This is a genomic window from Treponema sp. Marseille-Q3903, assembly GCF_014334335.1.
GTDB lineage: Bacteria > Spirochaetota > Spirochaetia > Treponematales > Treponemataceae > Treponema_D.
The window spans coordinates 239,841-263,936 of record NZ_JACSEU010000001.1; the positions used below are offsets into that span (position 1 = coordinate 239,841).

The following is a 24,096-nucleotide window of genomic DNA, read 5'->3' on the forward strand; positions in this document are numbered from 1 at the left end:
TAAACAGCCAAGGATTTTTATAAAACCGTAATCGAGAATTTTGATTGACGATTTCTTACATTGTGACATCCTTACTACCAGAAACTTTAAAGAATACCAAAAGTGATACAATTGTTGTCAGCGTAAGAATTGAGGCAAGAGCGGCAGCTGTTCCATAACTTGCGCGGACAACTTCATTATATATCGCAACAGACATTGTCCTTGTTCTAGCTGTATAAAGCATTACAGAAGAACTTAATTCGTTTATCAAGGTAATCCAACTTAAAATCGCACCCGAAAGGACTCCCGGCATCATCATCTTTGCTGTGACTTTGAAGAACGATTTTGATGGGGAATCTCCAAGGCTTATCGCCGCCTCTTCCATGCTTGGGCTTATCTGATAAAGAATTGCCGAACTTGAACGCAGAGTGTAAGCCATTCGCCTTATTACAAGTGAAATAATTATAATTGCCGCTGTTCCGGAAAGAACAATCGCCCCTTTATTGAACGCCAGCAACAATGTAATACCCAATACAGAACCTGGAATTATGTATGGGAACATAGCAGTTGTATCTATAAGATTTGTGAGCCAACTCTTTCTTCTTACAGAAAGATACGCTACGAGCATTCCAATAACTATGATTATAAGAATTGCGGCAAATCCGTATACATACGTGTTTGAAATAGAAGAAACCGCTTTTCCAAATACGTCCCTGTAACTTTTAAATGAATAACCGTCAACAAAAATCTGCATGTGCGTTTTTCGGAATGAAGTCCAAATCACAACGCACTGAGGAATTACAGAAAGTCCTGCAATGATGTAGATATAAGCATGCATCAAAACGCTTCCTATTCCTCTTGGTTTTTCAGGTTTTATTGGACGAACAGAACTCATTGTAAAAGATTTTGTGTTTACATACCATTTCTGAACTAAGAAGAAAGTTGTGGTTATCAAAACCATGATTGTAGCCATGCTAGCGGCAAAGTTTGCAGAGCCACCACTTTCTCCGACAAACTCGGAATAGACCATAGTTGGCATAACCGCATATCCTTCACCGATAAGTGCTGGTGTACCAAAATCAGCCATGCAGTTCATGAACACAAGCAACGCGCCGGCAATAACTGTAGGAGTAACAAGAGGCATAATCACTGTGAATATTTTTTTGATTCCATGGCAACCAAGACTTTCTGCAGCTTCGCTTAAGGCAACGTCAATCTTTTTTAATGCGCCAGAAACATACATATAGATAAACGGATAGAGTTTCAGAGAAAACACCAAGAGCATCCCCGGAAATCCGTAAATCGATGGAAAATCTACATTAAAAACGCTCTTAAAAAATTGAGTCACAATCCCATTTCTTCCTAGCATCAAAATCCAAGAATAAGCGCCGATAAAATTCGGACTCATCATAGAAACGATAATCATAATCTCCAATGCAGTCTTTCCCTTGATTTTATAGAACGACATGAAGTAAGCAAGTGGAAGCCCCAGAAGAACCGCAAAGAACGTTACGCTAAAAGTTAGCTTGAACGAGTTCAGAAGCGCAGAAAAGTAATACCGTTTTGAGAAAAAGCGCGAGTAATTGGCAATAGTGAATACCCCAGATTCTGTATCCCTGAAACCATTCACAAAAAGAGTAAGAAGTGGATAAATCAAAAACAGGGCAAAAACAAGTATTACAAGTATTGTAATGATAGTCCAGAAGTCGAACTTGATTTTTTTCGTGCTAAGCAAATCTCTTCACCTCTTTTATCAAACTGCGCTGCATATCTTCCGTAAATACATTGATTTTTTCGGAGTTCGGCTCAAGATAAATGTCGTTGCCAGAACTGTAGATATGATCCGAATGTCCCAAATCCTGAGAAAATTCAATACTTGGCTGATTTTCAATACACATTCCATCTTCAAAGGAAAGCACATAGTTTGTGTATTTCCCAAGGAACGTAGAATTGGAAATCTTGCATTTTAATCCACTTTTTGAAATAGAGAATTCCTCTGGGCGAACAGATATAACAACTTTCTGTCCATCTTTTACCGAGTTCTCAAGGTTGCTCATTTTTATCTTGTAACCGTCGGCAAATTCAACAGAAGTAACAGATTTTTTTCTTACAGTACCATAGAATAAATTTGAATGGCCTATAAATGTTGAAACAAACGTATTATAAGGTCTAGCGTAGATTTCTTTTGGACTTCCAATCTGTTGAATGACACCGTCTTTCATAACGGCAATTCTGTCTGAAATTGCAAGAGCTTCTTCCTGGTCGTGAGTTACATAAACAGTTGTAATGCCAATCTGCTTCTGAACATCGCGAATGGCGCTTCTCATCTCTATTCTAAGTTTAGCGTCAAGATTTGATAGCGGTTCATCCATCAAAAGAACTTGAGGATGAATAACAATTGCTCGAGCAAGGGCAACTCGTTGCTGCTGTCCTCCAGAAAGTCTTTCCGGAAGCCTATCCTGATACTCTTCTATTTTTACAGATTTCAGAACTTCATCAACGCGTTGCTTTAATTCAGATTTTTCAATCTTTCGGATTTTTAATCCATATTCTACATTCTGCCTTACAGTAAGATGTGGAAAAACAGCATAACTTTGGAAAACCATACCGATATTTCGCTTATGAGCTGGAATATCGTTTATAACCAGAGAATCAAAAGCTATTGTCCCGCCTTCAATACTGTTAAATCCTGCAATCATACGCAGAAGAGTAGTCTTTCCACAACCGGAAGGCCCCAAAAGTGTAAAGAATTCTCCATTTTTTATCTGCACTGACAAATCAGGAATGACAGGACGTTCTGGATTGTCCTTGTACGTTTTGACTACATGCTCAACATTTATAGACACACTCATAAAATTCTCCTATCAGCCTACGATTTTATTCAGTATAAATATCTTTGAATTTTGCAATCCATTCAGCTTTATGAGCAGAAGAATAGTCTTCATCGTCTGTGATTACATTTATGTTGAACATACTTTCCATGTTAGATGGAGAAGGAACGTCTTTTCTTATACTTCGACGGTTCTGAGATTCGCTCAAGATTGTCTGAGCCTGTTTGCTTGTAGCCCAATCAACGAATGCTCTAGCACTTTCAAGATGAGGACAATTCTTAACGATATAGACGCCGTCGCATCTAAAGATAACTCCTTCTTTCATATACTTGATCGCTACAGGAGAACCTGCTACAGCATACTGAACTGCTCCTTGCTCAAAAGTAGGTCCTACAGTGTATTCACCGTCGGCAACTCCCTTGTAAACTGCCGAAGAGCTTCCCAAAAGTTTTCCATCTAACTGCTTGATGAATTTTCGAACATAATCCCATCCATTGTCAGGATTTCCTTTTCCCATTGCGTAAAGCATATTTACAAGATGTTCAAAAGACGAAGAAGAGAGTTGTGGGTCTGCAAAGGCAATTTTTCCTTTCAAAGCAGGGTTCAACAAATCCTCATACCCTTCTACAGTTATGTTTCCAACAAGGTCTGTGTTAACCATGATTACAGATGGAATACTTGAAAAGCGAGTGATGTTTCCGTCCACATTTTTATACTCTGCAAAGAAACTACTTTCATTTGCGCAAGTATAATTTGCAAACAAATCTTTTTTCATTTTTACAGTGCTGAGCGAACCACCCCACATTACATCAACTTGAGGATTGTTGATCTCTGTTTCAATTCGCTTTAAAGCCTCACCTGTACCCATCGAAAGATATTCGACTTTTATTCCGGTTTCCTGCTCAAAAACAGATACCATGGCAGTAACCATCGCCTCTGTATTTGAGCCGCAGATGATGAGTTTTTTTTCATCATTTGCAACCTGTTTTGTTTCTGCTTTTTTAGAACATCCTGAAAAAGCTAATGTTGAAATTGCGGCAATCGCCAGAATGAGAGTTTTTTTCATATTTTCCTCCAAATTTTTTTTACAGAATTTATTTCTGTCTATTTTTTTAAGTATAAAACACGTTTCCGGAAGCGAACAATCCAATATAATGACTTAATATCCACAAAAATGAACAAAATAATGCAGATATACAGGAATTACAGAGATGCACTCATTTTAAAATTCAAATAAAAGCATTATCCAAAGATTTCTCTTTTATGAATTATTCCCAAATCGTGAAGGCTTTTTTCGAGAGTCTGTGATTTTTTTTTGCCATCAATATTTTTTACATAGTTTCCAAGGTCTATCGTAAAGCGATTCATAGAAAAATGTTGGAAAACATAAACACTTTCCCAATTATTCTCACATTTTTTCAATGTATCACGGTATTTGCAAAATATTCCGTTTTGTTTGAGTTCTGAATATCCGATAAGCCACATTTCCGGCAAACGCTGATTTTCTTCTGCCCCAGACCTCAATTTGTCGTGCAACCACGCAGTTTTTTCAGCCATCCAGATCTGTGATTCCTCTAAAATGACGCTTATCTTTTTTCCACCAAGTTTTTCAATAGCTTTTAACTGATTTGTTTTTGCGCTGTGAATCGGGGTTTTATTTAAAATAATTGCATTTTTTCTAAAATCAATTCCAAGTTCCTGATTTTTTCTAAACCAGTTTTCTGCAATTTTTCCCGCTTGCCCTACGAGATATCTGTTGTTTTTCAAAAGCTGTTCATCTTTTCCGGGATTATCGCCGATTACGATTAGTTTTATTTCATCATTTTTTGTGAGCATGTCGAGCGCTCGATTGTAGACAACAGGAGTCTCAAAACTGTAAAAAGGAGTTCTTGCAAGCTCTGCAGCAGTTTTCTGAAGTTCTTGCAATTCCGGTGCCGCGTCTGTCCATTCCAAAACTTTTTTTGCAAATTCGAATTTAAATTGTGAAAAAGCATTCCATTGTCTTTCTGTCATAATTGTTTATTTATAATAAGTGTGCAAAATATTTTCTACAGCCCGCATCAATCGCCTGACTGACGTTGTCCCCGAAATCTCCGCCTTTCTGATAAAACCGACATCATAATATCCAAGCGCATTACCGGCTGTGTAAATTGTGAATTCTCCTTGATAAGGACCATTTTCCAAGACAATTTGGGGAACAAGCCCTATTCCTATACCTAGCTGGACAAGAGCCAAAATCGCTTCGTTTCCTTCTGTTTCCGCAACGATTTTCGGATGAACGTTTCGCGATTTCACCCATTTATCAAAACGAGAACGCGCAAGTCCTGTTTTTGGCAGAATAAGCGGTATTGCCGAAAAAATATCCTGAGGGGAACCTTCCAGATTTGCATACGGACCGTTTTTTGTAGCAGCATATACAAGAGGAGTTTTTACAACGCTTACCGTTTCCATCCCTGCATGCCCACTTTCAGAAATTGCAGCAACAGCGAGCTGAGCCCTATTTTCGCGAACAGCAGATATGGCAGCAGCGGGATCTCCTGTTTCTACAGAAAGTTGAATTTTCGGATATGTTTTTGTCAATTTTTTTATAAAATCCGGAAGAATTGTGTAACAAGCTGTGACAGATGAATAAACTTGGAGGACCCCTTCAAGTTCTTCGCCATTTCCAGAGAGCTTTTCCATTAGGTTCGCTTTGAGGACAAGCATTTCATTTGCATATTTTTCATAGATTTTTCCTTCTTTCGTGAGAAGGACAATTCTGTTGCTGCGATCAACAAGTGTGACGCCGGCTTCCTCTTCAAGGCGCAATATAATTCGGCTTAAAGCAGAAGGGCTCATGTTTAACTTTATTGCAGTTTTTCCAAAATGAAGTGTTTTTGCAAGCTCAGAAAATGCTTCCAGTTCATAAAAATTCATATAAATAAAGCCCTTGATTTTTGCTTTTTCTAGTATAAAATATAAAGGCTACTTAAGCAAATGCCGAAATTTACAATAAATTACGGATTTGGAGGAATTATGAAAAAAAATCTAATGCTTGCGATTTCTGCTTGTCTTACACTTGCGGTATTTGCAGCAGATTTTCACAATTACGCCCCTATAAAAGGGGACATTAAAAGCTGCACGGAAACAGAATTTTCGATTGCATCTAAATTTGGGAGCTACTTCCGTACTCCAAGCAAAAAACTCACTCGAACTTTCGATGCAAAGGGAAAAGTAATCGCATCCTCTGAGCTTACACCGCGAGACACAGTTTTAAATACAATCACCTATGCTTACAAAGAAAACGGCAAACTTGCAGAAAAACTTTGCACAAATGCAGATGGCGAATCAGTTTGGAAGAATGTGTACACATACAACAAAGAAGGGCTAAAAGCCGATATGTCTGAATATGACGGAAAAGGCAACTTGAAAGACAGAACAATCTACATTTACGACAACGGACTTCTTGTAGATGAAACAGACTACGACGGAGATGGCGTTTTAATATGGAAAACTGTTTATAAATACAACTCGGCTGGCAAAATTGAAACTGTCTATCAATACAACAACGACGGTTCTCTGAGCGAAAGAAAAGACTACACTTACACGGAATCGGGGCTAATCGACACTGTTTCTACATACGAAACTTTCAACGGTTCAATTGTTCAAGTTCTTTACCGTTATGCATCAGGAAGCTCAGTTTTGAACGAGCTTACAACATACAACAGCGCAAAGCAAATTATAGGTCGTGTGATATTCAAATACGACGAAGCTGGAAACCTTGCGAAAGTGTCTGAATATAGCGTTGCAGAAAAATTTGGAACAACTGTAAATGAACTTATCGGAATGTATGAATATACTTACGACTTTAACGAATCGGACGTTGCAGAAATTCCTGAATAAAAAATAAAGTTACAGCAAAGGGGCAAAGACCCTTAAAGACCTTCCCAGAAATCTAGTATGGGAAGGTATTTTTTTATAATCTTCAATTTTCATTTCTTCACAATCTGCAAGAGTTTTTTGAAAATCGCTTTCAATCTGTTCAATCACCGGGCAGTCATACATAACAGTTCCGCATTCAAAATGATGATACAAACTTCTGTAGTCAAGATTGATAGAGCCGACAGTTGCAAGGCAATCATCACTTATAAAAGTCTTTTGATGAATAAATCCTTTTTTATAAAGATAAACATGAATTCCGTTTTCGACGAGAGTTTTCAAATACGTTTTACCGATACAAAACGTGAGATAATGATCAGGAACTGACGGAACAATTACGCTTATTTCAACACCTCGCCGCGCAGCAAAAATAAAGGCATTCATCAGCTGATTATCTATGACGATATATGGAGTTGTGATGTGGACATATTTTTTTGCAGTGGAAATGATGTAATTATAGACATCTTCCGCAATATCTTGGTCATTAAAGGCGTCGTCTGCGTATGGAATCACAACTCCTCGTGCGTTTTTTTTAGGGGAAGGTTGCAAGAGATATTTAGCATAATCATCTTCTGCGTAAGTTTGAAGATTCCAAGTCTGTAAAAACATCTCTGTAAGGTTTTTTATTGCAGAGCCTTGAATGCAGATTGCATTATCTTTCCAGTACCCAAAACGGCAATGCCCTTTATTAAAATATTCGTTTGAGATATTGATTCCGCCAGTATATGCAACATCCCCGTCTATCACAACAATTTTACGATGATCACGGTTGTTCTGTGGGGTTGAGATAAACGGGACTAATGGTTGAAAAATGTGCGAATTTATTCCAAAGTTTTTAAGATATTTTTGATATTTTCTTGATGATGCCATCGGAGAGCCAATCCCGTCATACATTACGCGAACTTCAACGCCTTCGTGTACTTTTTGTTCGAGAAGCTCAAGCAAAAGCGCCCAAGTTTCATCAACTTCGATTATAAAAAATTCGATAAATATAAATTTCTTAGCTTTTTTTATAGATTCAAATAAATCCGGATACAATTCTTCTCCGCTGCAAAAATACTTTACTTCAGTATTGATGTGAGGTGCAAATCCACCTCGAAAAAGATATTTGAGCAAACCTGTTATTTCCGGATAATTTTTACAGATTGGCTCTATTTGCTCTTCCGGCAACGAAAACGGTTTTAACGCTTCTTTAAGATGCAGAAGGCGCTTTCTGGTAAGATAATGTCCCCCATTTATGTGAAAAAAAATGTATGCAAGGATTCCAAATATAGGAAAAAAAACAACAGGAACAAGCCATGCTATTTTAAATTCATTTTTCCCTCTACAGTTCGACAAATAAACAAAAAACAGAGAAGAAAAGAGAACAGAAGTTCCAAAATATAGTTCTATGTGTGGCTGTACTTTTATGATAAAAAAAAGAAATATTAAAATCTGAATAAGAATCATCAGAAATGTGATAACTACCCGACTATAAACACCTTTGCGTAAAAGATCTTTACCGTGTCGGTCTTTTATAATCAGGTAATTTAAATCAACTTCTTTAGATTTTTTAGTAGTTTTGTGCTTCAATTTGGAAAAATGCCTGAGGATGGGCACAAACTGGACAAACAGAAGGAGCTTCTTTTCCCACAACAATGTGACCACAATTGCGGCATTGCCAGATTGCATCTCCATCCTTAGAGAAGACAACTTTGTCTTCTATGTTTTTTAATAGTTTGCGGTAACGTTCTTCGTGATGTTTTTCAATTGCCGCAACACCATCGAACATCTTTGCAATGTATTCAAAACCTTCTTCGCGCGCTGTCTTAGCAAAGCCTTCATACATATCTGTCCATTCATAGTTCTCGCCTTCAGCAGCAGCTTTAAGATTTTCCGCAGTTGAACCGATACCATTGTTCAAAAGCTTGTACCACATTTTTGCATGTTCTTTTTCATTGTTTGCCGTTTCTTCAAAAATCGCAGCAATCTGTTCGTAACCATCTTTGCGAGCTTTACTTGCAAAGAAAGTGTACTTGTTGCGAGCCTGAGATTCTCCTGCAAATGCAGTCTGCAAGTTTTTTTCCGTTTGTGTGCCTTTTAAATCCATGTAATTTCTCCTATAAATTCTTTAAATTACTCCCCTAAATATATCAGCATTTTGATATAAAGTAAAATTGTTAATGATATGCCTCCTGATTATTTTTTTTACGTGACTAATTTTGTTGAAAATTCATTCAAGATAATTTAAAGTAAAAGTATACTCATAAATGTGCCGATATTTTAGAAAAGGGATTTTGGAGAAAATATGAAAACTATTGGTATTAAACTTGCTGACGGATCTTTTTATCCGGTTTTGGAAGATAACACTGCGTCTGAAAAATCGCTCACGCTTACAACAGCCCACAACAACCAGACAAAGGTGATGGTTGATCTTTACCGTTCCCCTACTTGCTCTATGGAAGATGCAGAATATGTTGACTCTCTTCAAATTGAAAACTTGAACGCACATCCGAATGGGGTCGCTAATATATCATTTACAATTTCCCTTGATGAAAATAACCAACTTTCAGCGAGAATTATTGATCAAGAAACAGGAAATCAGAGCAACACAACTATTTCTCTTGTCTCTAGAACTTTAGAAGAAAGGCTCGTAACCGATCAATATGATATTTCAGACAAAGAAGATAAAAAAATAAAAGGATTTGCTGCTGCCGGAGGGTTGTTAGCAGCGGCAGAAGCTTTGAGCTCTCAAAAAAATAAAAACGAAGAAAATGACATCGATATCAAGACGGAAATGGAAGAGCCTGTCTTTGAAGAAGCCTCTGTTGACATCCCTGTTAAAACAGAAACAGAACAGGGTTCAAATGACATATCTGAAGAACAAACAGATGAATCTGTTGACCTCTTAATCGATGAAACGCAACCGATTGTAGACATCGATTCAGAAGACATTTCGGATTTCGAAATTCCCGACGAAAATGACACAATCGAAAAACAGACTGAACAAGATTCTGTTGAAAAAACATCAGACGATACTCAAATTTCAGAAATCCCTGATGATGTTTTTGGCGAAAATAAAACAGAAGAAACTTCGGAAGATTTGTCGGATTTCAACTTTGATGACCTTGATCTTCCTGAGTCTGAATCGGAAAAAACAGAAGAATCTGTAGACATCACAATGGACGAACCGGAAAAAGAAGACTCAGAAAAAACGATTGATTCGACAGAAGAGACTGAATTTGAAATGCCGGAACAGACACAAGAGTCTTTGGACGATTCTTTGGACTCTTCATTGGATTTTTCAGAAGATGCAACTCTTGAAATGCCCACAGATAAAGAAGACTTTTTCGATTCAGCAACAGAAGAAACAGCTGACAAAACAGCGGAATTCGATGACGATTTATCTAAACCCTCCGATGATTTTTCTTTTGACGACATTCCGTCCGAATCGGAAGATAACATTTTTGACATGGAAGATAAAAATATGGAAAAGACAAACAAAACTCCGGAACACAACGGTATTGATTTTGATGGACTTTACGACAGTCGCACCGTTTATCCTGAAAAAGAAAACAACACCGATGAAGACATCAAGAAAAAAACAAAAGCTCCTGTCATCATCTGTATAGTCTGTGCGATTATCTGTCTTATCGCTACAGCGCTTATTTTGTTCATAATCCCTTCAAAATATAATTTGCTTTCAACAAAAACAAAATCTGAACAAAATCGCATAGAACAGACTCTTCCGGCTCCAATTGTAGAACAACCGAAAGCAGAAGAGCCTGCAACAAATCAAATACCAGAACAAGTCCCTGAAGCAAAAGAAGACGAAATTGTCGTGGTTGAAAAAGCTGAAAACGTAGTTCCTTCTCAGCCACCTGCAGCAGAATCTAAACCGAAGAATATCACTTACAAAATCAAGTGGGGCGACACTCTCTGGGATATCGCAAACACTTATTACAAAAATCCATGGCGCTACAAACACATTGCTCGCTTCAACGGAATTAAAAATCCTGATTATATAATTTCGGGAACGTTTATCATAATTCCGGCAGAGTAAGCAGATTTGTCGATAAGAAGTCAGCTTTGGTAACCAAAAATAAAGTACAACTCTTTTTTTTGCTTTTTTTGATAATAACTTCAACTGTCGGATGTTCTGAAAAAAGTAAAAGTCAAAAACTTTTCGGCGTTGATGCGGACTACTTTGTAGGACTGCAAAAACTCGCCGAAGGCAAAGAAAAAGAAGCTCGTACAAAATTAAACAGATGCATAAAAAAAGGCTCGTTTTACTGTGCAAAAAAAAGCGCTCAGCTTTTATGTACGTTCGGCAACGTGCAGGAAAAAAATGAAGCCGCCGTAAATCTGATTTCAAAATACAAAGATGATGAATCTCTCTTGATCGCAGCAAAACAGTTTGAGTCTTCAGATGAAATCTCAAAACTTATTGAATGTACCTCAAACATTGATTTTAAAACTGCAAAAAACGAATTGATTTATCTTAGGCTCAACGCAATGAAAAAACGCGGAGATTCAAACTACCAAAACGAAGTTTACGATTGGTTTACATCATGTCCGATTTCTAAGGAGCATTATCAATTTTACAAAGATATTTATGAACATCCTGATTTCGCGAAAATTCAAATTGATGAAAAACAATCTGAATCGGATTCGGAAAAACCTTCTTACACGCCCCGTCAATTTGTTTTAAATTTCAGAATTGAGGTTTTTAAACGAAATTACATATACGCTTACAACAACACAAAAAAAATTCTTCAATATTTTGATGATGGAAACCTCCCTGCAAACACACAACTTTGTTCGGATATCGGAAAGGCATATCTTTACGGTAGCACAGACTTTGCAAAAAATGCATCATATTTTTCGAAATTGGCGGAGCAATACAAAAGAACTGACAAAGAATTTTATTTTTGGTTTTATGCAGGCAGGCTTTTCAGCAAAGCGAGCGATTCTTACTCAAAAGTTGCAAAATGTTTTGAAGCAGCAATTCAGTCGGCTCAATCTACTGAACAAAAAGATAACGCAATTTGGTATCTTTTAAAATCTGCGCAAGATTTTTCTCTAAACACATTGTTAGATTCTATCCAAACGCATTCAAAACTGTGGAACGACCCTGAATATTTTGAAGATTTATTTGAATCGCTTGTGACAACGCTCCTTTCTTCCGGTCAGGGAAACTCCTTTGGCTCAATTTACAAAATTATCGACGGTTATGCTTCAGACGAAACTGTCGCTCGTTTTGCTTATCTTTATGCAAGGCTTTCTCAGGAAGGTTATGCAGACGCAAAAGAACAGGAAATAAAAGAAGCATTCCGCCGCGCATGCCGTTCGGGAAGTGCAATTTATTATCGCCAACTTGCAGCGTATCAACTTGGGTTAAAAGATACAGAACTTTACAACGTTTTGAGCGCTCCTGTAAAAAACTCATCTGTACAATTCAGCAAACAGCTCAAGGAGCCTCTCGCACAATCTGATACAAAAGCGAAAGATTTTGAAAAATTGATAAAAGGTTACGCATATTTTGGATTCCCTGAAAAAATTTATGAAACTTTTGTCTCTAATAAAAACGAGCAACTTCCTTTAGATTCATATTTTTACCTTGCAGATTTTCTTTCAAAATGCTCAAACAAATCTGAATGTACTGAGAAATTTTACACACAAGCACTTCGTATATCAGCAGAAGGACAGCGAAAAGCTTCTGAAAACATGTCAAATGCCCAAATGAGATTGCTCTTTCCGGAAAACTACAAAGAATATGTTGAAAAATACTGCCAACAGTTCAACGTCAACGATAAAATAATGTATGCATTGATAAGAAGTGAAAGTTTTTTTGACCCCTCTGTTAAAAGCTCTGCCGGAGCAATCGGACTTACACAGCTCATGGAAGTGACAGGCAGCGACATATCAAAAAGATTTAAAATGCAAAATTATTCTCTCACAGATCCCGAAACAAACATCAAATTCGGAACGTATTATCTTTCCACCTTAGTCAGCCGTTGCGACAATTCTTATCTGCTCGGTTTTTTATCTTACAACGCAGGAATTACGCGCGTCAGAAAGTGGCAAAAAAGCTCTCTCGTTGAATTCGGAAAGCGAAGTGAAATGCCCCTAGATTTGTTTTTAGAAACAGTTCCATTCGCTGAAACTCGAGAATACGGCAGAAAGCTGATATCTGCGACCGTTATGTACGACTGGCTCGACAACCCTGAAAATTTTGAAAGTACAGTATCCGCATTGCTGAAATAATCTGTATGCAATCCGAAAATGAAAACCTAATTAAGTTTTTCATGATGATTTGACATTGCCCCTAGCACAAAAAATCATTATCTTATTAGGAAGATACTTTACTCTCAGTTTACATGGAGGAATGAAAATTATGGCAGACCAAAATTTATTGGATACGGTAAAAGAGGCTCTCGAAATGTTTAGACCTCAGCTTCAAGCTGATGGCGGCGATATGGAATTTGTATGCATTGACGACGAAAACAGAGTGCATTTGAATCTGACAGGTGCTTGCGGAAGCTGTCCTATGGCACTTATGACGCTAAAAATGGGAATAGAGAGATACCTCAAGGATGCCTGCCCTGAAGTTTCGGAAGTTGTTCAAGATAATGCAAAAAACTATGACGACATGGAGTTTTAAATGAAAATTTCAAAAGATAAATGGGTTGCGATTCACTACACTCTGACAGATGAGGACGGCAGTATTATAGACTCTTCTGCCGGAGGAGAACCTCTCGGATATGTACACGGGAACGGTTATTTAATTCCCGGACTTGAAAGAGAACTAGAATCAAAAACTGTCGGAGATAAATTTATCGCAGTGATAAAACCGGAAGATGGATACGGAGAATTTGATCCAAACCTGATAATCGACGTAGACAGAAGCCAGTTTGATTTTGCAGGAGAATTGCAGCTCGGAATGCAGTTTCAAGTTGGAACCCCAAAAGGTCTCTCTATCGTAAAAATAAAAGAAATCAACGGCGATAAAATTAAAATTGACGGAAATCATGAGTTAGCAGGAAAAACGCTTCATTTTGACATTGAGGTTGTAGAAGTTCGTGATGCTACAGAAGACGAATTGCTTCCAAAAGGCTGTAGTTGTGGAGACGGATGCTCAGGTGGGTGTGGAAGCGGAGATTGTAGCTGCACAAACTGTGGTGAAAGTTAATTTATTCCAAGTGCTTCAAAAATAAGCTTTGAATTTTCTTCTATTGGGGCATTTATTATATCTACGACTTCATCTGCGATAACTTGATACAAGTTATAACGCTGTTCATATTTTTGAAATAAAATATCAGAGACATCTTTTATCGTTTCCGGCTCTTTTTCTAGCACATAAGCCGGAACATTTTTAAACTGATACGGCGCTATCTGCACAACATTGCGCATGATTCTTTCAACAGAATATTTAATATCAAGGCGAAGAAAAACAAAAGTCTCACACTCACGTAAAATGCTTAGTGCCGGAGGATTTTCGCAAACCCCTCCGCCGGTAGATATTACAATTTGCTGACCTTTATTTTTATCAATGATTTTTTTACAAACTTTTTCTTCAAGCTGCATAAACACAGAAGCTCCGTTTTGTTTGTAATAATCCCTGACATCTATCCCTGAAAATCTTTTTATCACATCATCTGTATCAAAAAATTTGCAGCCAAGCTTTTGGGCAATAATGCGCCCTTGAGTAGATTTACCACAATGTTTACAGCCCATCAGGACAATTGAATTATTATGAATCTGAGACACGGTGTATATTATATCTACGTAATAAACAAAATACAATTGTACGAATTATAATTTTAGATTATTCTTATCGTAAAATAAGTGAGGATTAAGATGTTGCTAGGAATTTTTCTATGTTTTTTACCGATGATTTGCGGACTTTTGCTTTTTAAGCTTACATTCAAAATGAAGCTTTCACACGGACTTATCTCATGCCTACTCGGTCTTATAGTCGTGCTTCCCATCTCTTTTATTGAATATTTTTTGCCGAGCCTTCCGCAAAGCATGTTCTCTCCTGTCGTATATACGTTGATTAAGTCGATTTTAATATATGGATTTGCTGAAGAACTTTTAAAAATGTCTTCGTTATTTGCGCTTCCACATAAAAATTACACCGTTTTCCAATTTCTTATGATTTCGTTTTTAATGGGACTTTCTTTAGGCTGCTTTGAAACTGCCGTATATTTTTTTGACCACATGCAGCTTGCAAATACAAAAGGGGCTCAGCTACTTTACAGTCAAATTAGCTTGCGAATAGCGACATCTGATATAATTCACACATGTTGTGCCGGTTTAAGCGGATTGTTTGTGTTGACGTGCAGAAAGGATTCTGGATTAAATCAAAAAATCTCACATAAATTTTCATATTTTATAATAGCGGTGCTTTTACACGGTATTTACGATTTCTTTGCAGGTTTTTCAACAGGATTAAAATGGTTTTCACTCGCAGTTGTACTTATGGCTGTTGTAGAGTGCCGACTCAAATATATCTCGCTGACAAGTGTTGAAGAACAGTAAGTTTTTTAAGATTTTTCATTTTTTTAGTTTATCAAGGGCTTTTGCATGACCAGCCCCTTTTTCCATTTGGCTTTTACAAAAGCAACTCCATTGCTTTTTTTCTTTCCGTGCAACATTTTTTAATTTTTTTGAAACTTCCAAAAACCACTCACGTTCCATTTGCATTTTTTTCTTGTAAACGCACACGTTTTACTTGACAAAACCAACTTTACAGAGTAATATACTCCAACACGACGCGGGGTAGAGCAGTTGGCAGCTCGTCAGGCTCATAACCTGAAGGCCGTAGGTTCGAGTCCTACCCCCGCTATAAAAAAAGAGGCTTTCAGTCGTTAGATTGAAAGCCTCTTTTTTTCGTTATTCTGCATATTTAATGAAGCAACTTAGGGACGCCGTAAGCGTTTCTGTTTGCTTATCGCTTCCCCAAGTTTTTATCATCAATCTCGCAACGTAACTATTTCTTAGCTTTGATAACAGCCTGTGCTCCTGCAAGGCGAGCAGCCGGAACTCGGAAAGGAGAACAAGATACATAGTTCAATCCGAGCTTATAGCACAATTCGATAGAAGCAGGGTCTCCACCATGTTCTCCACAAATTCCCAAGTGAAGATCTGATTTTACAGAACGTCCCTTTTCTTCTGCCAGAGCAATCATCACACCGACACCATCTTCATCCAATGTTTTGAATGGATCTTGAAGAAGAATTTTCTGGTCAAGGTAAGAGTCGATGAACTTAGAGTAGTCATCACGGCTGAATCCGAATGTTGTCTGTGTCAAATCGTTTGTACCGAATGAGAAGAAATCAGCATATTCAGCAATCTTATCTGCAGTTGCAGCAGCGCGAGGGAATTCAATCATAGAACCAATCTGGAACTTAAGTTTTGTTCCAAGTTCTTCATTTACCTTTGCAATAACAGCTTCTGCCTGTTCACGAATCTGTTTCAATTCTGCAAATGTTGTTACGTTAGGAATCATGATGCGAACATCGTGTTTGAGTCCTTCTTTTTCAACTTTTGCTGTTGCGCGGGCAATTGCTTCAACCTGTGTTTCATAGATTTCAGGATATGTGATAGCGAGACGACATCCACGATGACCGAGCATTGGGTTGTGTTCGTTGAGTTCAGCATATTTTTTATTTATCAATTCAATTGATACACCAAGTTTTTTTGCAAGAGCTGCTGCAAGTTCAGGAGTTTCTGCCTGAATGAATTCGTTAAGAGGTGGGTCAAGAAGACGGATTGTAACATCACGGCCTTCCATTGTCTTGATGATTCCGTAGAAGTCTTTTTCCTGAAGCGGCAAGATTTCCTTAAGATTTTTTTTGCGCTCTTCTGTTGTTTCTGAAATAATCATCTTCTGGAATGAAGTGAGTTTTGGCTCTTCAAAGAACATGTGTTCTGTTCGGCACAAACCAATTCCTGCTGCACCAAAACGGAATGCCTGTGGAGCTTCGTTCTGTTCAGCGTTAGCTTTTACTTCAAATCCATTAACTTTCTTTCCTGATGGAGTTGTGCGTACAGATTTTTCACGAACTTCGTCTGCCCAAGAAAGATATGTTTCAAGGTCTCCAGATACAGCGGCAGGTGTTACAGGAATTACATCACCAAAAACACGACCTGTTGAACCGTCGATAGAGATGAAATCTCCTTTTTTAAATTCTTTTCCACCGATTGTAACTTTGTCTTTTGCATTGAATACGACAGCAGCACAACCACAAACACAAGGAGTTCCCATACCGCGAGCAACTACAGCCGCGTGAGAAGTTCTTCCACCTGTAGAAGTCAAGATTCCCTGAGCTACATACATACCTGCAATATCATCGGGAGAAGTTTCTTTACGAACGAGGATAACTTTCTTTCCTTCTTTGTCCCATTCAACAGCTTCTTCTGCAGTGAATACAATCTGTCCGCATCCGGCTCCCGGAGAAGCGTTCAAAGCTTCAGCCAACGGTTTTGCAGCTTTCAAAGCTTTTGTGTCAAACTGTGGATGAAGCAACTGATCTAACTGGTCTGGTTTTACACGGAGAAGAGCTTCTTCCTTTGTTATCATCTTTTCTGCAACCATATCTACTGCCATTTTTACAGCAGCAGGACCTGTACGTTTTCCGCTTCGGCACTGGAGCATGAAGAGTTTTCCTTCCTGTACAGTGAATTCCATATCCTGCATATCGTGGTAGTGCTTTTCTAGACGGTCACGGATTGTAGAAATTTCTTTGAATATTTTCGGCTGCTGTTTTTCAAGAGCAGAGATATCCATTGGTGTACGAATTCCTGCAACAACGTCTTCTCCCTGAGCATTGATAAGGTATTCTGCCATGAAATGATTTTCACCGGTAGATGGGTCGCGAGAGAATCCTACACCTGTTCCAGATGTTTCTCCCATGTTACCGAATACCATTGCCATAACTGTTACGGCAGTTCCTTTGATAACATTTTCATCTATATTGTTGAGCTTACGATATGTGATAGCTCGCGGATTCATCCAAGAACCGAATACAGCACTGATGGCATCCCACATCTGTTCCTGTGGATTCTGAGGGAATTCTTCTCCCTTTTCTTTCTTGTACATTTCCTTGTACTTAGAAACGATTGTTTTAAGTTCATCTACAGAAAGATCTGTGTCTTCTTTTATTCCGCGAACAGCTTTTACTTCGTCGATAATCTCTTCAAATTTATCGTGATCTACACCCATTGCAACGTTTCCGAACATTTGAATGAAGCGGCGGTAAGCATCCCATGCAAATCGTTCGTTGTTTGTCTTTGTAGCAAGACCAATAACTGACTTATCGTTCAAACCGAGGTTAAGGACTGTGTCCATCATACCCGGCATAGATTCTGCAGCTCCAGAGCGAACAGAAACAAGAAGCGGATCTGATTCATCGCCAAGTTTTTTTCCGAATGATTTTTCGAGTTTTGCGAGGTATTCAGCAACTTCTTTGTCGAGCCCTGCCGGATATTTTCGTCCGAGTTTGTAATATTCCTGACATACGTCAATAGAAATTGTAAATCCAGGTGGAACTGGAAGACTTAAAGGTTTTTTTGCCATCTGGGCAAGGTTAGCACCTTTTCCACCAAGGATAGAACGCATCGATTCATCACCTTCTGCGTCACCGTTACCAAAAAAGTAAACATACTTTGTTTTAGCCATCGATTTTACTCCATATTATAATTTTTTTTCTAGTTAAATAGTGTCATTATTCTATAGATAATAAGAAATACAGTCAATTGATTTGCTTGTCATGTCATCAATTCATGATGTTTTCAGTTTTCCAGTATAGATGCAATTCGTTATTTTTTCTTAAAACGATACAATTTTGAATTTCTTTCTTGAGACCAACTTGCGCGCCGTTCCGAAGGAAGCGTTTCAATATCATCTGCTTCAAATCCGAGGTTCTCAAACCAGTCAGCCGCCTGCGTTGTCATGATAAAAATTGAACTTGCGCTTTCATCTTTTGCCTTTTTAATCAAAAAATCTATCAGCTGAGGACCGATTCCCATGTGCGAATAATTTTCATCTACTGCAACTGCTGCAATTTCCGCCTGTCCGTCAGGATAAAGATGAAGAGCTGCACACGCATGAATACCTCCGTCGAATTCGTAGACAATATAATCTTGAAGATTTTGAGTCAATAAAATTTCAGAACGAGGCAAAAGCATTCCTGTCTGGACAAAAGGTTTCATAATTCTCAAGACAGCGGGAATGTCTGTCAGCGTCATCTGGCGAATTTTGCCGTAGTTTCCCGTATAAACCATCGTGCCGGAACCAAGCCCGCTAAAGATTTCGCAAGGGAGAACGCCGTCTATCATCCCGTCAACTATGTGAACACGAGTAACTCCTGAAGAACAGGCTTTCTGGGCTGTAGACAAAAGATTTTTAATTCCGTCGTCGACTGCGTTGTTTGCCTTTATAAATTCGCTGACCTGCTCTAAAGTCATTGCGGAAACCTGTCCAAATTCCGAGATAGGAAAACTTTCAGGAATCGTATATTTTTTTTCATTTATTTCACACTGCTGCATCACAAAAAATAACTTATCGGCTTTGAGCGTCACGGCAATCTGCTCTGCAAGGAGGATTGAAGAAATGTTGTAAGGGTGTCCGGAAGAATTCCAGCCGATACAAGGAAAAATCGGGATAATACCGGCGTTTAAAACTGTGTTTATCTCTTCTACATCAAGTTTATCGATTTCCCCAGCAGTTCCGTAGTCAAAACCGTTTATAACTCCTTTTCCGCGTGAACGCACCCAGTTTCCAATCACTGCCGTAATGCTGTTTGCAGCAAGACTTGTCATCACTGTATTTGAAACATCAAAAGCTGCCATTTTTATGAGCGGCATTGCATCGGAATCTGTTACGCAAACATTTTCATGGAAGTTCCATTCAATCCCAGCCCCATTAAGCACTTCGTCAATTCTGCTGCGTGCTCCCGGAATCAGGACAACTTTTAAACCGGCTTGATGTAAAAGCGCGATATCTCTAATGTGTGATGAAAATAGAGTTGAGCCGATTGTTTTATCATCTAAGTAAATAACGACAACAGCATTTTTAAATTTTTGAAGATATCGGATAACGTCTCGGACATTTTCAGCTTTTTTCGATGTAATCATAATTTATCTTATCATATTATTTTGGGAATATATACAACCGCAGTAGTCCTGCCGATACAAGTCGTATTCTTTGCTGATTTCAAGGGAACGTTTAAATCCATTTTTTTTCTTAAAATCGGAATACAGCCAGATTGGGGTTTTTGAATAGGACGCATTTTGTAGCTGCGAAAGCTCTTTGCCTATTTTATTGATTTTATCGGAATCTTTGAACGGACTGATTGAAAGTGTTGTACAAAAATAATCAAATTTGTTTTGCGCTGCATAATTAAACGCCCGACGAATACGAAATTCATAGCAACGACGGCAACGCTCACCTTTCTCAGGTTCAACCGCAAGTTCTGGCTGTTCTCGCGTTCCAACGGCTTTGTAAAAATCTTCCTGATTATAAGAGTCTTCTATTACTTTTACATTGCCTTCAAGTGCCGGCGGAAACTTTGCATACAAATCTTTTAACTCAAAAAGTCGGCGTTGATATTCTTCCGGCGGATAGATATTCGGATTATAGTAAAGAACGGTGATTTCAAAGTACTTTACAAGATATTCAAGAACATAAGACGAACAAGGTCCACAGCATGCGTGAAGAAGAAGGGTCCTCTTCTCCCCAGATGATAGAATCTCAGCTATTGTCTTGTCTAATTCTTTTTGATAGTTCACGATTTCCCTTAGCATCTCTCAGTTTTTTTTATTATACACGCAAGCAATCTTGAATAACAACACTGATTCTATTTTCAATCTACTAGCACAAAAAATGCTTTTCTGATAGTATGTTGCTTCAGAATGAAGTCTGAGTGTTATTTAGATACCACAATTCTCATAATAAAAAAATCTGTTCATAATATTTTATTTGAATTTCAAAAGCGAGTTTTTTTTAGAACTCGCTTTTTTTATATAATCACACACTTTGCAACAAGGTTTTTGAACGTGTAAAATCATCTCTATGTGAAAATATAGCGTTGTATAAGGAGTATATAGATTATGAAAAGAAAAGACATCAAGTCGGTTATGATTATCGGTTCGGGACCAATTGTAATTGGGCAAGCCTGTGAATTTGACTATTCAGGAACGCAGGCATGCAAAGCGTTGCGTGAACAAGGTTATAAAATTGTCCTTGTAAACTCCAATCCGGCGACAATTATGACAGACCCGGTTATGGCTGATGTCACTTATATCGAACCTCTCAACGTAGAACGATTGAGTCAGATTATTGAAAAAGAACGACCTGACGCTCTTCTTCCAAACCTTGGCGGGCAAACAGGTTTGAATATGGCTATGGAATTAAATAAAGCAGGCATTCTTGATAAATACAACGTAAAAGTGATTGGTGTAAATCTTGAAGCAATTGAACGCGGTGAAGACCGAGAAATTTTTAAGCAAACTATGCAAAGACTTGGAATCGACACACCTCGCTCTGATATTTGTCACACTGTTGAAAGTGCTGAAAAAATTGCCGCCGAAATTGGATTTCCTGTTGTCGTTCGCCCTGCTTATACGATGGGCGGACAAGGCGGAGGATTTTGTTACAACATTGAAGAACTCCGCTCCATTGTCTCTAACGGGCTCGACCTATCTATGACTCACCAATGTTTGATAGAACAGTCTATTCTAGGGTGGGAAGAACTTGAAGTTGAGGTTGTACGCGATGCAAAAAATCAAATGGTTGCAATCTGTTTTATTGAAAATATAGACGCTGTTGGCGTTCACACAGGAGATTCTTTCTGCGCTGCACCTTTTCTCACAATTAAACCTGAGCTTCAGGAACGACTTCAAAAAATGGCGTTTAAGATTGTTGAATCAATCGGTGTAATCGGCGGCACAAACGTTCAGTTTGCCCATAATCCAAAGACAGACCAAGTTGTAATAATCGAGATAAACCCCCGAACATCTCGTTCTTCCGCCCTTGCCTCTAAGGCTACTGGATTCCCAATCGCGTTGATTTCTGCGAAACTTGCCGCAGGGCTCACTTTAGACGAAATTCCTTATTGGCGCGACGGCACTCTTGAAAAATATACTCCGGGCGGAGCTCCTGACGGCGATTATATTGTTCTCAAATTTGCTCGTTGGGCGTTTGAAAAATTCCGTGGAGCAGAAGATTCTCTCGGCACTTCGATGAAAGCTGTCGGCGAAGTTATGTCTATAGGAAAAACGTTCAAAGAGACTTTCCAAAAAGCTATCCGAGGGCTTGAATGCGGTCGTTCAGGGCTCGGCTTTGCAAAAGACTTCAATAAAAAAACAGCGGAAGAACTTTGCGAAATGTTAAAAACTGCATCTAGTGAACGTTATTTCCAGCTTTATGAAGCGATTCGTAAAGGTGTCTCTCTCGAAAAACTTTCCGAAATCACATTTATCAAAAAATATTTCCTCGAACAGATGAAAGAGCTTGTCGATTTGGAAGAAAAAATGCTCAAAAATCCGGGAACCGTCCCTGATGATAGTTTGTTGATTCAGGCTAAAAAAGATGGCTTTAGCGACAAGTATCTTTCAAAAATACTCAACGTTCCGGAAAAAGATATTCGAAACAGGCGCAATGCACTTGGAATAAAAGAAGCATGGCTCGCAGTCCCTGTAAGCGGCGTAGAAAATGCAAATTACTATTATTCAACATACAATTGCAGCTCTGACTTTTCAAAAGCGACAAACAATAAGAAAAAAATTATGATTTTGGGCGGCGGACCGAACAGAATCGGTCAGGGAATTGAATTCGACTACTGCTGCTGTCACGCTGCAATGCAGTTAAAAGAGATGGGCTATGAAACAATAATCGTAAACTGCAACCCGGAAACAGTTTCTACAGACTACGATACATCGGACAAACTTTACTTTGAGCCCGTCACAACAGAAGATGTTCTTCAGATTTATGAAAAAGAAAAACCGATGGGCGTTATCGTTCAGTTTGGAGGACAGACTCCTTTAAATATCGCTCGCGAACTTCAAGAAAACGGGGTAAATGTTCTCGGAACTTCAATCGATTCTATCGACGCTGCCGAAGACCGCGACATCTTCCGCCACATGATGGAAAAACTCGACATCCCAATGCCGGAAAGCGGAATGGCAGTTAACTTCGATGAAGCAAAAGCCCTTGCAGAAAAAATCGGTTATCCGATAATGATTCGCCCATCTTTTGTCCTGGGTGGTCGCGGAATGGAAGTTATTTACGACGAAGCAACTCTGAAAGAATATGTTGAAAAAGCAGTCGGAGTAACTCCAGACCGTCCGCTTTTGATTGACCGCTTTTTGAAAAACGCCCTAGAATGCGAATCTGACGCGCTTGCAGACGGAACACATGTTTACATTCCGGCTGTGATGGAACACGTTGAACTTGCAGGTATTCACTCAGGGGATTCCGCTTGTGTTATACCTCCGATAAACATTCCTCAAAACAACCTTGATACAATCAAAGAATATACGCGCAAAATTGCAGAAAGCTTGAAAGTTTGCGGTCTGATGAACATTCAGTACGCAATAGAATATGGAAAAGTGTTCGTAATCGAAGCAAACCCTCGCGCAAGCCGTACAGTTCCGCTTGTTTCAAAAGTCTGCAATACCCAGATGGCGCGCCTTGCAACAAGGCTGATGCTCGGAGAAACAATTGAAAGCCTTGGATTAAAAGATAAGGTAATTCCATATTATGGTGCAAAAGAGGCGGTTCTTCCGTGGGCAAGGTTTCCGGGTGTTGATCCAATCTTGGGACCTGAAATGCGTTCTACCGGTGAAGTTCTTGGAATTGCAGAGGCATTCCCTATGGCATTTTATAAATCGCAGGAAGCAGCAGGTTCTGAACTCCCTCACGCACCGGCTGCATGGGAAAACAAAAAAATACTTTTGAGTCTGAGTGACAAAGAAAATCAAAAAGAGCAAGTTTTGATGATTGGAAAAACTTTGAAAAGGCTTGGATTTACTCTAGTCGCAACAGAAGGAACGGCAGATTTTTACAACTCAAACGGAATTAAGTGTGACGTCGTAAACAAAATCGGTGCCGGTCGTCCAGACGTCATTGACATGATTATGAACAGAGAGGTCTGCCTCGTAATCAACACTCCAAAAGCAAAGAGAAACTACCATGAAGACCGAAAAACTATCCGAAAAGCATGTCTAAAGTATAAAGTCAGTTATATTACAACTTTGGCTGGAGCTATTGCCGGAGTTCAAGGTATTGCTGCTGTTAAAAACGGAAATGGCGGAGAAGGGGGCGTAAAATCTCTTCAAGAGTACCATTCGTTGATTCGCCAAGATATTTAAAGAACAGAGA

The 24,096-nt window shown here is 38.7% G+C and carries 19 protein-coding genes and 1 tRNA gene; 8 read left to right on the plus strand and 12 right to left on the minus strand.

Annotation, left to right across the window (positions count from 1 at the left end):
* Window positions 1–55 precede the first annotated feature (55 nt).
* The 5 genes from H9I37_RS01135 to ilvY all read right to left on the minus strand — a co-directional run bounded on the left by H9I37_RS01135 (window position 56) and on the right by ilvY (window position 5,726).
* Window positions 56–1,714: an ABC transporter permease gene (locus tag H9I37_RS01135; RefSeq protein WP_187380658.1), complete on the minus strand. Its 1,659-nt coding sequence runs from the start codon at window positions 1,712–1,714 to the stop codon at window positions 56–58.
* A complete protein-coding gene (locus H9I37_RS01140; protein ID WP_187380659.1) occupies window positions 1,707–2,831 on the minus strand; it encodes an ABC transporter ATP-binding protein in 1,125 nt (374 codons plus the stop codon). The genes H9I37_RS01135 and H9I37_RS01140 overlap by 8 nt, the downstream gene beginning before the upstream one ends.
* A gap of 25 nt (window positions 2,832–2,856) precedes the next feature.
* Window positions 2,857–3,876 (minus strand): extracellular solute-binding protein, encoded by a 1,020-nt coding sequence (locus tag H9I37_RS01145; protein ID WP_187380660.1) that lies wholly within the window; start codon window positions 3,874–3,876, stop codon window positions 2,857–2,859.
* A gap of 176 nt (window positions 3,877–4,052) precedes the next feature.
* Window positions 4,053–4,823, minus strand: a complete 771-nt coding sequence (locus tag H9I37_RS01150) for a hypothetical protein (protein WP_187380661.1) — start codon at window positions 4,821–4,823, stop codon at window positions 4,053–4,055.
* Window positions 4,824–4,829: 6 nt separating this feature from the next.
* On the minus strand, window positions 4,830–5,726 hold the full coding sequence (gene ilvY, locus H9I37_RS01155; protein ID WP_187380662.1) for an HTH-type transcriptional activator IlvY: 897 nt from the start codon (window positions 5,724–5,726) through the stop codon (window positions 4,830–4,832).
* Between the two features lie 99 nt (window positions 5,727–5,825).
* Between ilvY and H9I37_RS01160 the strand changes: the two genes are divergently transcribed.
* Window positions 5,826–6,692 (plus strand): hypothetical protein, encoded by an 867-nt coding sequence (locus tag H9I37_RS01160; RefSeq protein WP_187380663.1) that lies wholly within the window; start codon window positions 5,826–5,828, stop codon window positions 6,690–6,692.
* A gap of 9 nt (window positions 6,693–6,701) precedes the next feature.
* On the opposite strand, the gene cls is transcribed toward H9I37_RS01160, so the two are convergent.
* Complete coding sequence (cls, locus tag H9I37_RS01165; RefSeq protein WP_187380664.1) at window positions 6,702–8,300, minus strand: cardiolipin synthase; 1,599 nt, start codon at window positions 8,298–8,300, stop codon at window positions 6,702–6,704.
* Window positions 8,281–8,817, minus strand: a complete 537-nt coding sequence (gene rbr, locus H9I37_RS01170; protein ID WP_187380665.1) for a rubrerythrin — start codon at window positions 8,815–8,817, stop codon at window positions 8,281–8,283. The genes cls and rbr overlap by 20 nt, the downstream gene beginning before the upstream one ends.
* 198 nt (window positions 8,818–9,015) lie before the next feature.
* Between rbr and H9I37_RS01175 the strand changes: the two genes are divergently transcribed.
* From H9I37_RS01175 to H9I37_RS01190, 4 genes are all read left to right on the plus strand, one after another.
* Window positions 9,016–10,770: a LysM peptidoglycan-binding domain-containing protein gene (locus tag H9I37_RS01175; protein WP_187380666.1), complete on the plus strand. Its 1,755-nt coding sequence runs from the start codon at window positions 9,016–9,018 to the stop codon at window positions 10,768–10,770.
* Window positions 10,771–10,796: 26 nt separating this feature from the next.
* A complete protein-coding gene (locus H9I37_RS01180; RefSeq protein WP_187380667.1) occupies window positions 10,797–12,974 on the plus strand; it encodes a flagellar assembly lytic transglycosylase in 2,178 nt (725 codons plus the stop codon).
* A gap of 130 nt (window positions 12,975–13,104) precedes the next feature.
* Window positions 13,105–13,371 carry a NifU family protein gene (locus H9I37_RS01185; protein ID WP_187380668.1) on the plus strand — a complete coding sequence of 89 codons (267 nt, stop codon included), beginning with the start codon at window positions 13,105–13,107 and terminating at the stop codon, window positions 13,369–13,371.
* A complete protein-coding gene (locus H9I37_RS01190) occupies window positions 13,372–13,899 on the plus strand; it encodes an FKBP-type peptidyl-prolyl cis-trans isomerase (protein WP_187380669.1) in 528 nt (175 codons plus the stop codon).
* On the opposite strand, the gene H9I37_RS01195 is transcribed toward H9I37_RS01190, so the two are convergent.
* Window positions 13,896–14,477: a shikimate kinase gene (locus H9I37_RS01195; RefSeq protein WP_187380670.1), complete on the minus strand. Its 582-nt coding sequence runs from the start codon at window positions 14,475–14,477 to the stop codon at window positions 13,896–13,898. The two genes, H9I37_RS01190 and H9I37_RS01195, sit on opposite strands and share 4 nt — an antisense overlap.
* A gap of 123 nt (window positions 14,478–14,600) precedes the next feature.
* On the opposite strand from H9I37_RS01195, the gene H9I37_RS01200 reads away from it, so the two are divergent.
* Window positions 14,601–15,251 (plus strand): PrsW family glutamic-type intramembrane protease, encoded by a 651-nt coding sequence (locus H9I37_RS01200; protein WP_187380671.1) that lies wholly within the window; start codon window positions 14,601–14,603, stop codon window positions 15,249–15,251.
* Window positions 15,252–15,266: 15 nt separating this feature from the next.
* Here H9I37_RS01200 and H9I37_RS11430 read toward each other — a convergent pair whose 3' ends face one another.
* On the minus strand, window positions 15,267–15,392 hold the full coding sequence (locus tag H9I37_RS11430) for a hypothetical protein (protein ID WP_255422453.1): 126 nt from the start codon (window positions 15,390–15,392) through the stop codon (window positions 15,267–15,269).
* 93 nt (window positions 15,393–15,485) lie between these two features.
* Here H9I37_RS11430 and H9I37_RS01205 point away from each other — a divergent pair.
* A tRNA-Met gene (locus tag H9I37_RS01205) sits at window positions 15,486–15,558 on the plus strand.
* 144 nt (window positions 15,559–15,702) lie between these two features.
* Here H9I37_RS01205 and ppdK read toward each other — a convergent pair.
* The 3 genes from ppdK to H9I37_RS01220 all read right to left on the minus strand — a co-directional run bounded on the left by ppdK (window position 15,703) and on the right by H9I37_RS01220 (window position 20,504).
* Window positions 15,703–18,393 (minus strand): pyruvate, phosphate dikinase, encoded by a 2,691-nt coding sequence (gene ppdK, locus H9I37_RS01210; RefSeq protein ID WP_187380672.1) that lies wholly within the window; start codon window positions 18,391–18,393, stop codon window positions 15,703–15,705.
* A gap of 140 nt (window positions 18,394–18,533) precedes the next feature.
* Window positions 18,534–19,850, minus strand: a complete 1,317-nt coding sequence (argA, locus tag H9I37_RS01215; RefSeq protein WP_187380673.1) for an amino-acid N-acetyltransferase — start codon at window positions 19,848–19,850, stop codon at window positions 18,534–18,536.
* A 3-nt stretch (window positions 19,851–19,853) separates the two neighbouring features.
* Window positions 19,854–20,504: an epoxyqueuosine reductase QueH gene (locus H9I37_RS01220; RefSeq protein WP_370586886.1), complete on the minus strand. Its 651-nt coding sequence runs from the start codon at window positions 20,502–20,504 to the stop codon at window positions 19,854–19,856.
* A 321-nt stretch (window positions 20,505–20,825) separates the two neighbouring features.
* Here H9I37_RS01220 and carB point away from each other — a divergent pair, with 321 nt between their 5' ends.
* Window positions 20,826–24,086, plus strand: a complete 3,261-nt coding sequence (carB, locus tag H9I37_RS01225; protein WP_222864163.1) for a carbamoyl-phosphate synthase large subunit — start codon at window positions 20,826–20,828, stop codon at window positions 24,084–24,086.
* Window positions 24,087–24,096 lie beyond the last annotated feature (10 nt).

Coding starts and splice junctions, on each gene's coding strand:
- H9I37_RS01145 (WP_187380660.1), bottom strand. CDS start 3,876: ATGAAAAAAACTCTCATTCTGGCGATTGCCGCAATTTCAACATTAGCT.
- H9I37_RS01185 (WP_187380668.1), top strand. CDS start 13,105: ATGGCAGACCAAAATTTATTGGATACGGTAAAAGAGGCTCTCGAAATG.
- H9I37_RS01150 (WP_187380661.1), bottom strand. CDS start 4,823: ATGACAGAAAGACAATGGAATGCTTTTTCACAATTTAAATTCGAATTT.
- ppdK (WP_187380672.1), bottom strand. CDS start 18,393: ATGGCTAAAACAAAGTATGTTTACTTTTTTGGTAACGGTGACGCAGAA.
- carB (WP_222864163.1), top strand. CDS start 20,826: ATGAAAAGAAAAGACATCAAGTCGGTTATGATTATCGGTTCGGGACCA.
- H9I37_RS01140 (WP_187380659.1), bottom strand. CDS start 2,831: ATGAGTGTGTCTATAAATGTTGAGCATGTAGTCAAAACGTACAAGGAC.
- rbr (WP_187380665.1), bottom strand. CDS start 8,817: ATGGATTTAAAAGGCACACAAACGGAAAAAAACTTGCAGACTGCATTT.
- H9I37_RS01200 (WP_187380671.1), top strand. CDS start 14,601: ATGATTTGCGGACTTTTGCTTTTTAAGCTTACATTCAAAATGAAGCTT.
- ilvY (WP_187380662.1), bottom strand. CDS start 5,726: ATGAATTTTTATGAACTGGAAGCATTTTCTGAGCTTGCAAAAACACTT.
- H9I37_RS01160 (WP_187380663.1), top strand. CDS start 5,826: ATGAAAAAAAATCTAATGCTTGCGATTTCTGCTTGTCTTACACTTGCG.
- argA (WP_187380673.1), bottom strand. CDS start 19,850: ATGATTACATCGAAAAAAGCTGAAAATGTCCGAGACGTTATCCGATAT.
- H9I37_RS01190 (WP_187380669.1), top strand. CDS start 13,372: ATGAAAATTTCAAAAGATAAATGGGTTGCGATTCACTACACTCTGACA.
- H9I37_RS01175 (WP_187380666.1), top strand. CDS start 9,016: ATGAAAACTATTGGTATTAAACTTGCTGACGGATCTTTTTATCCGGTT.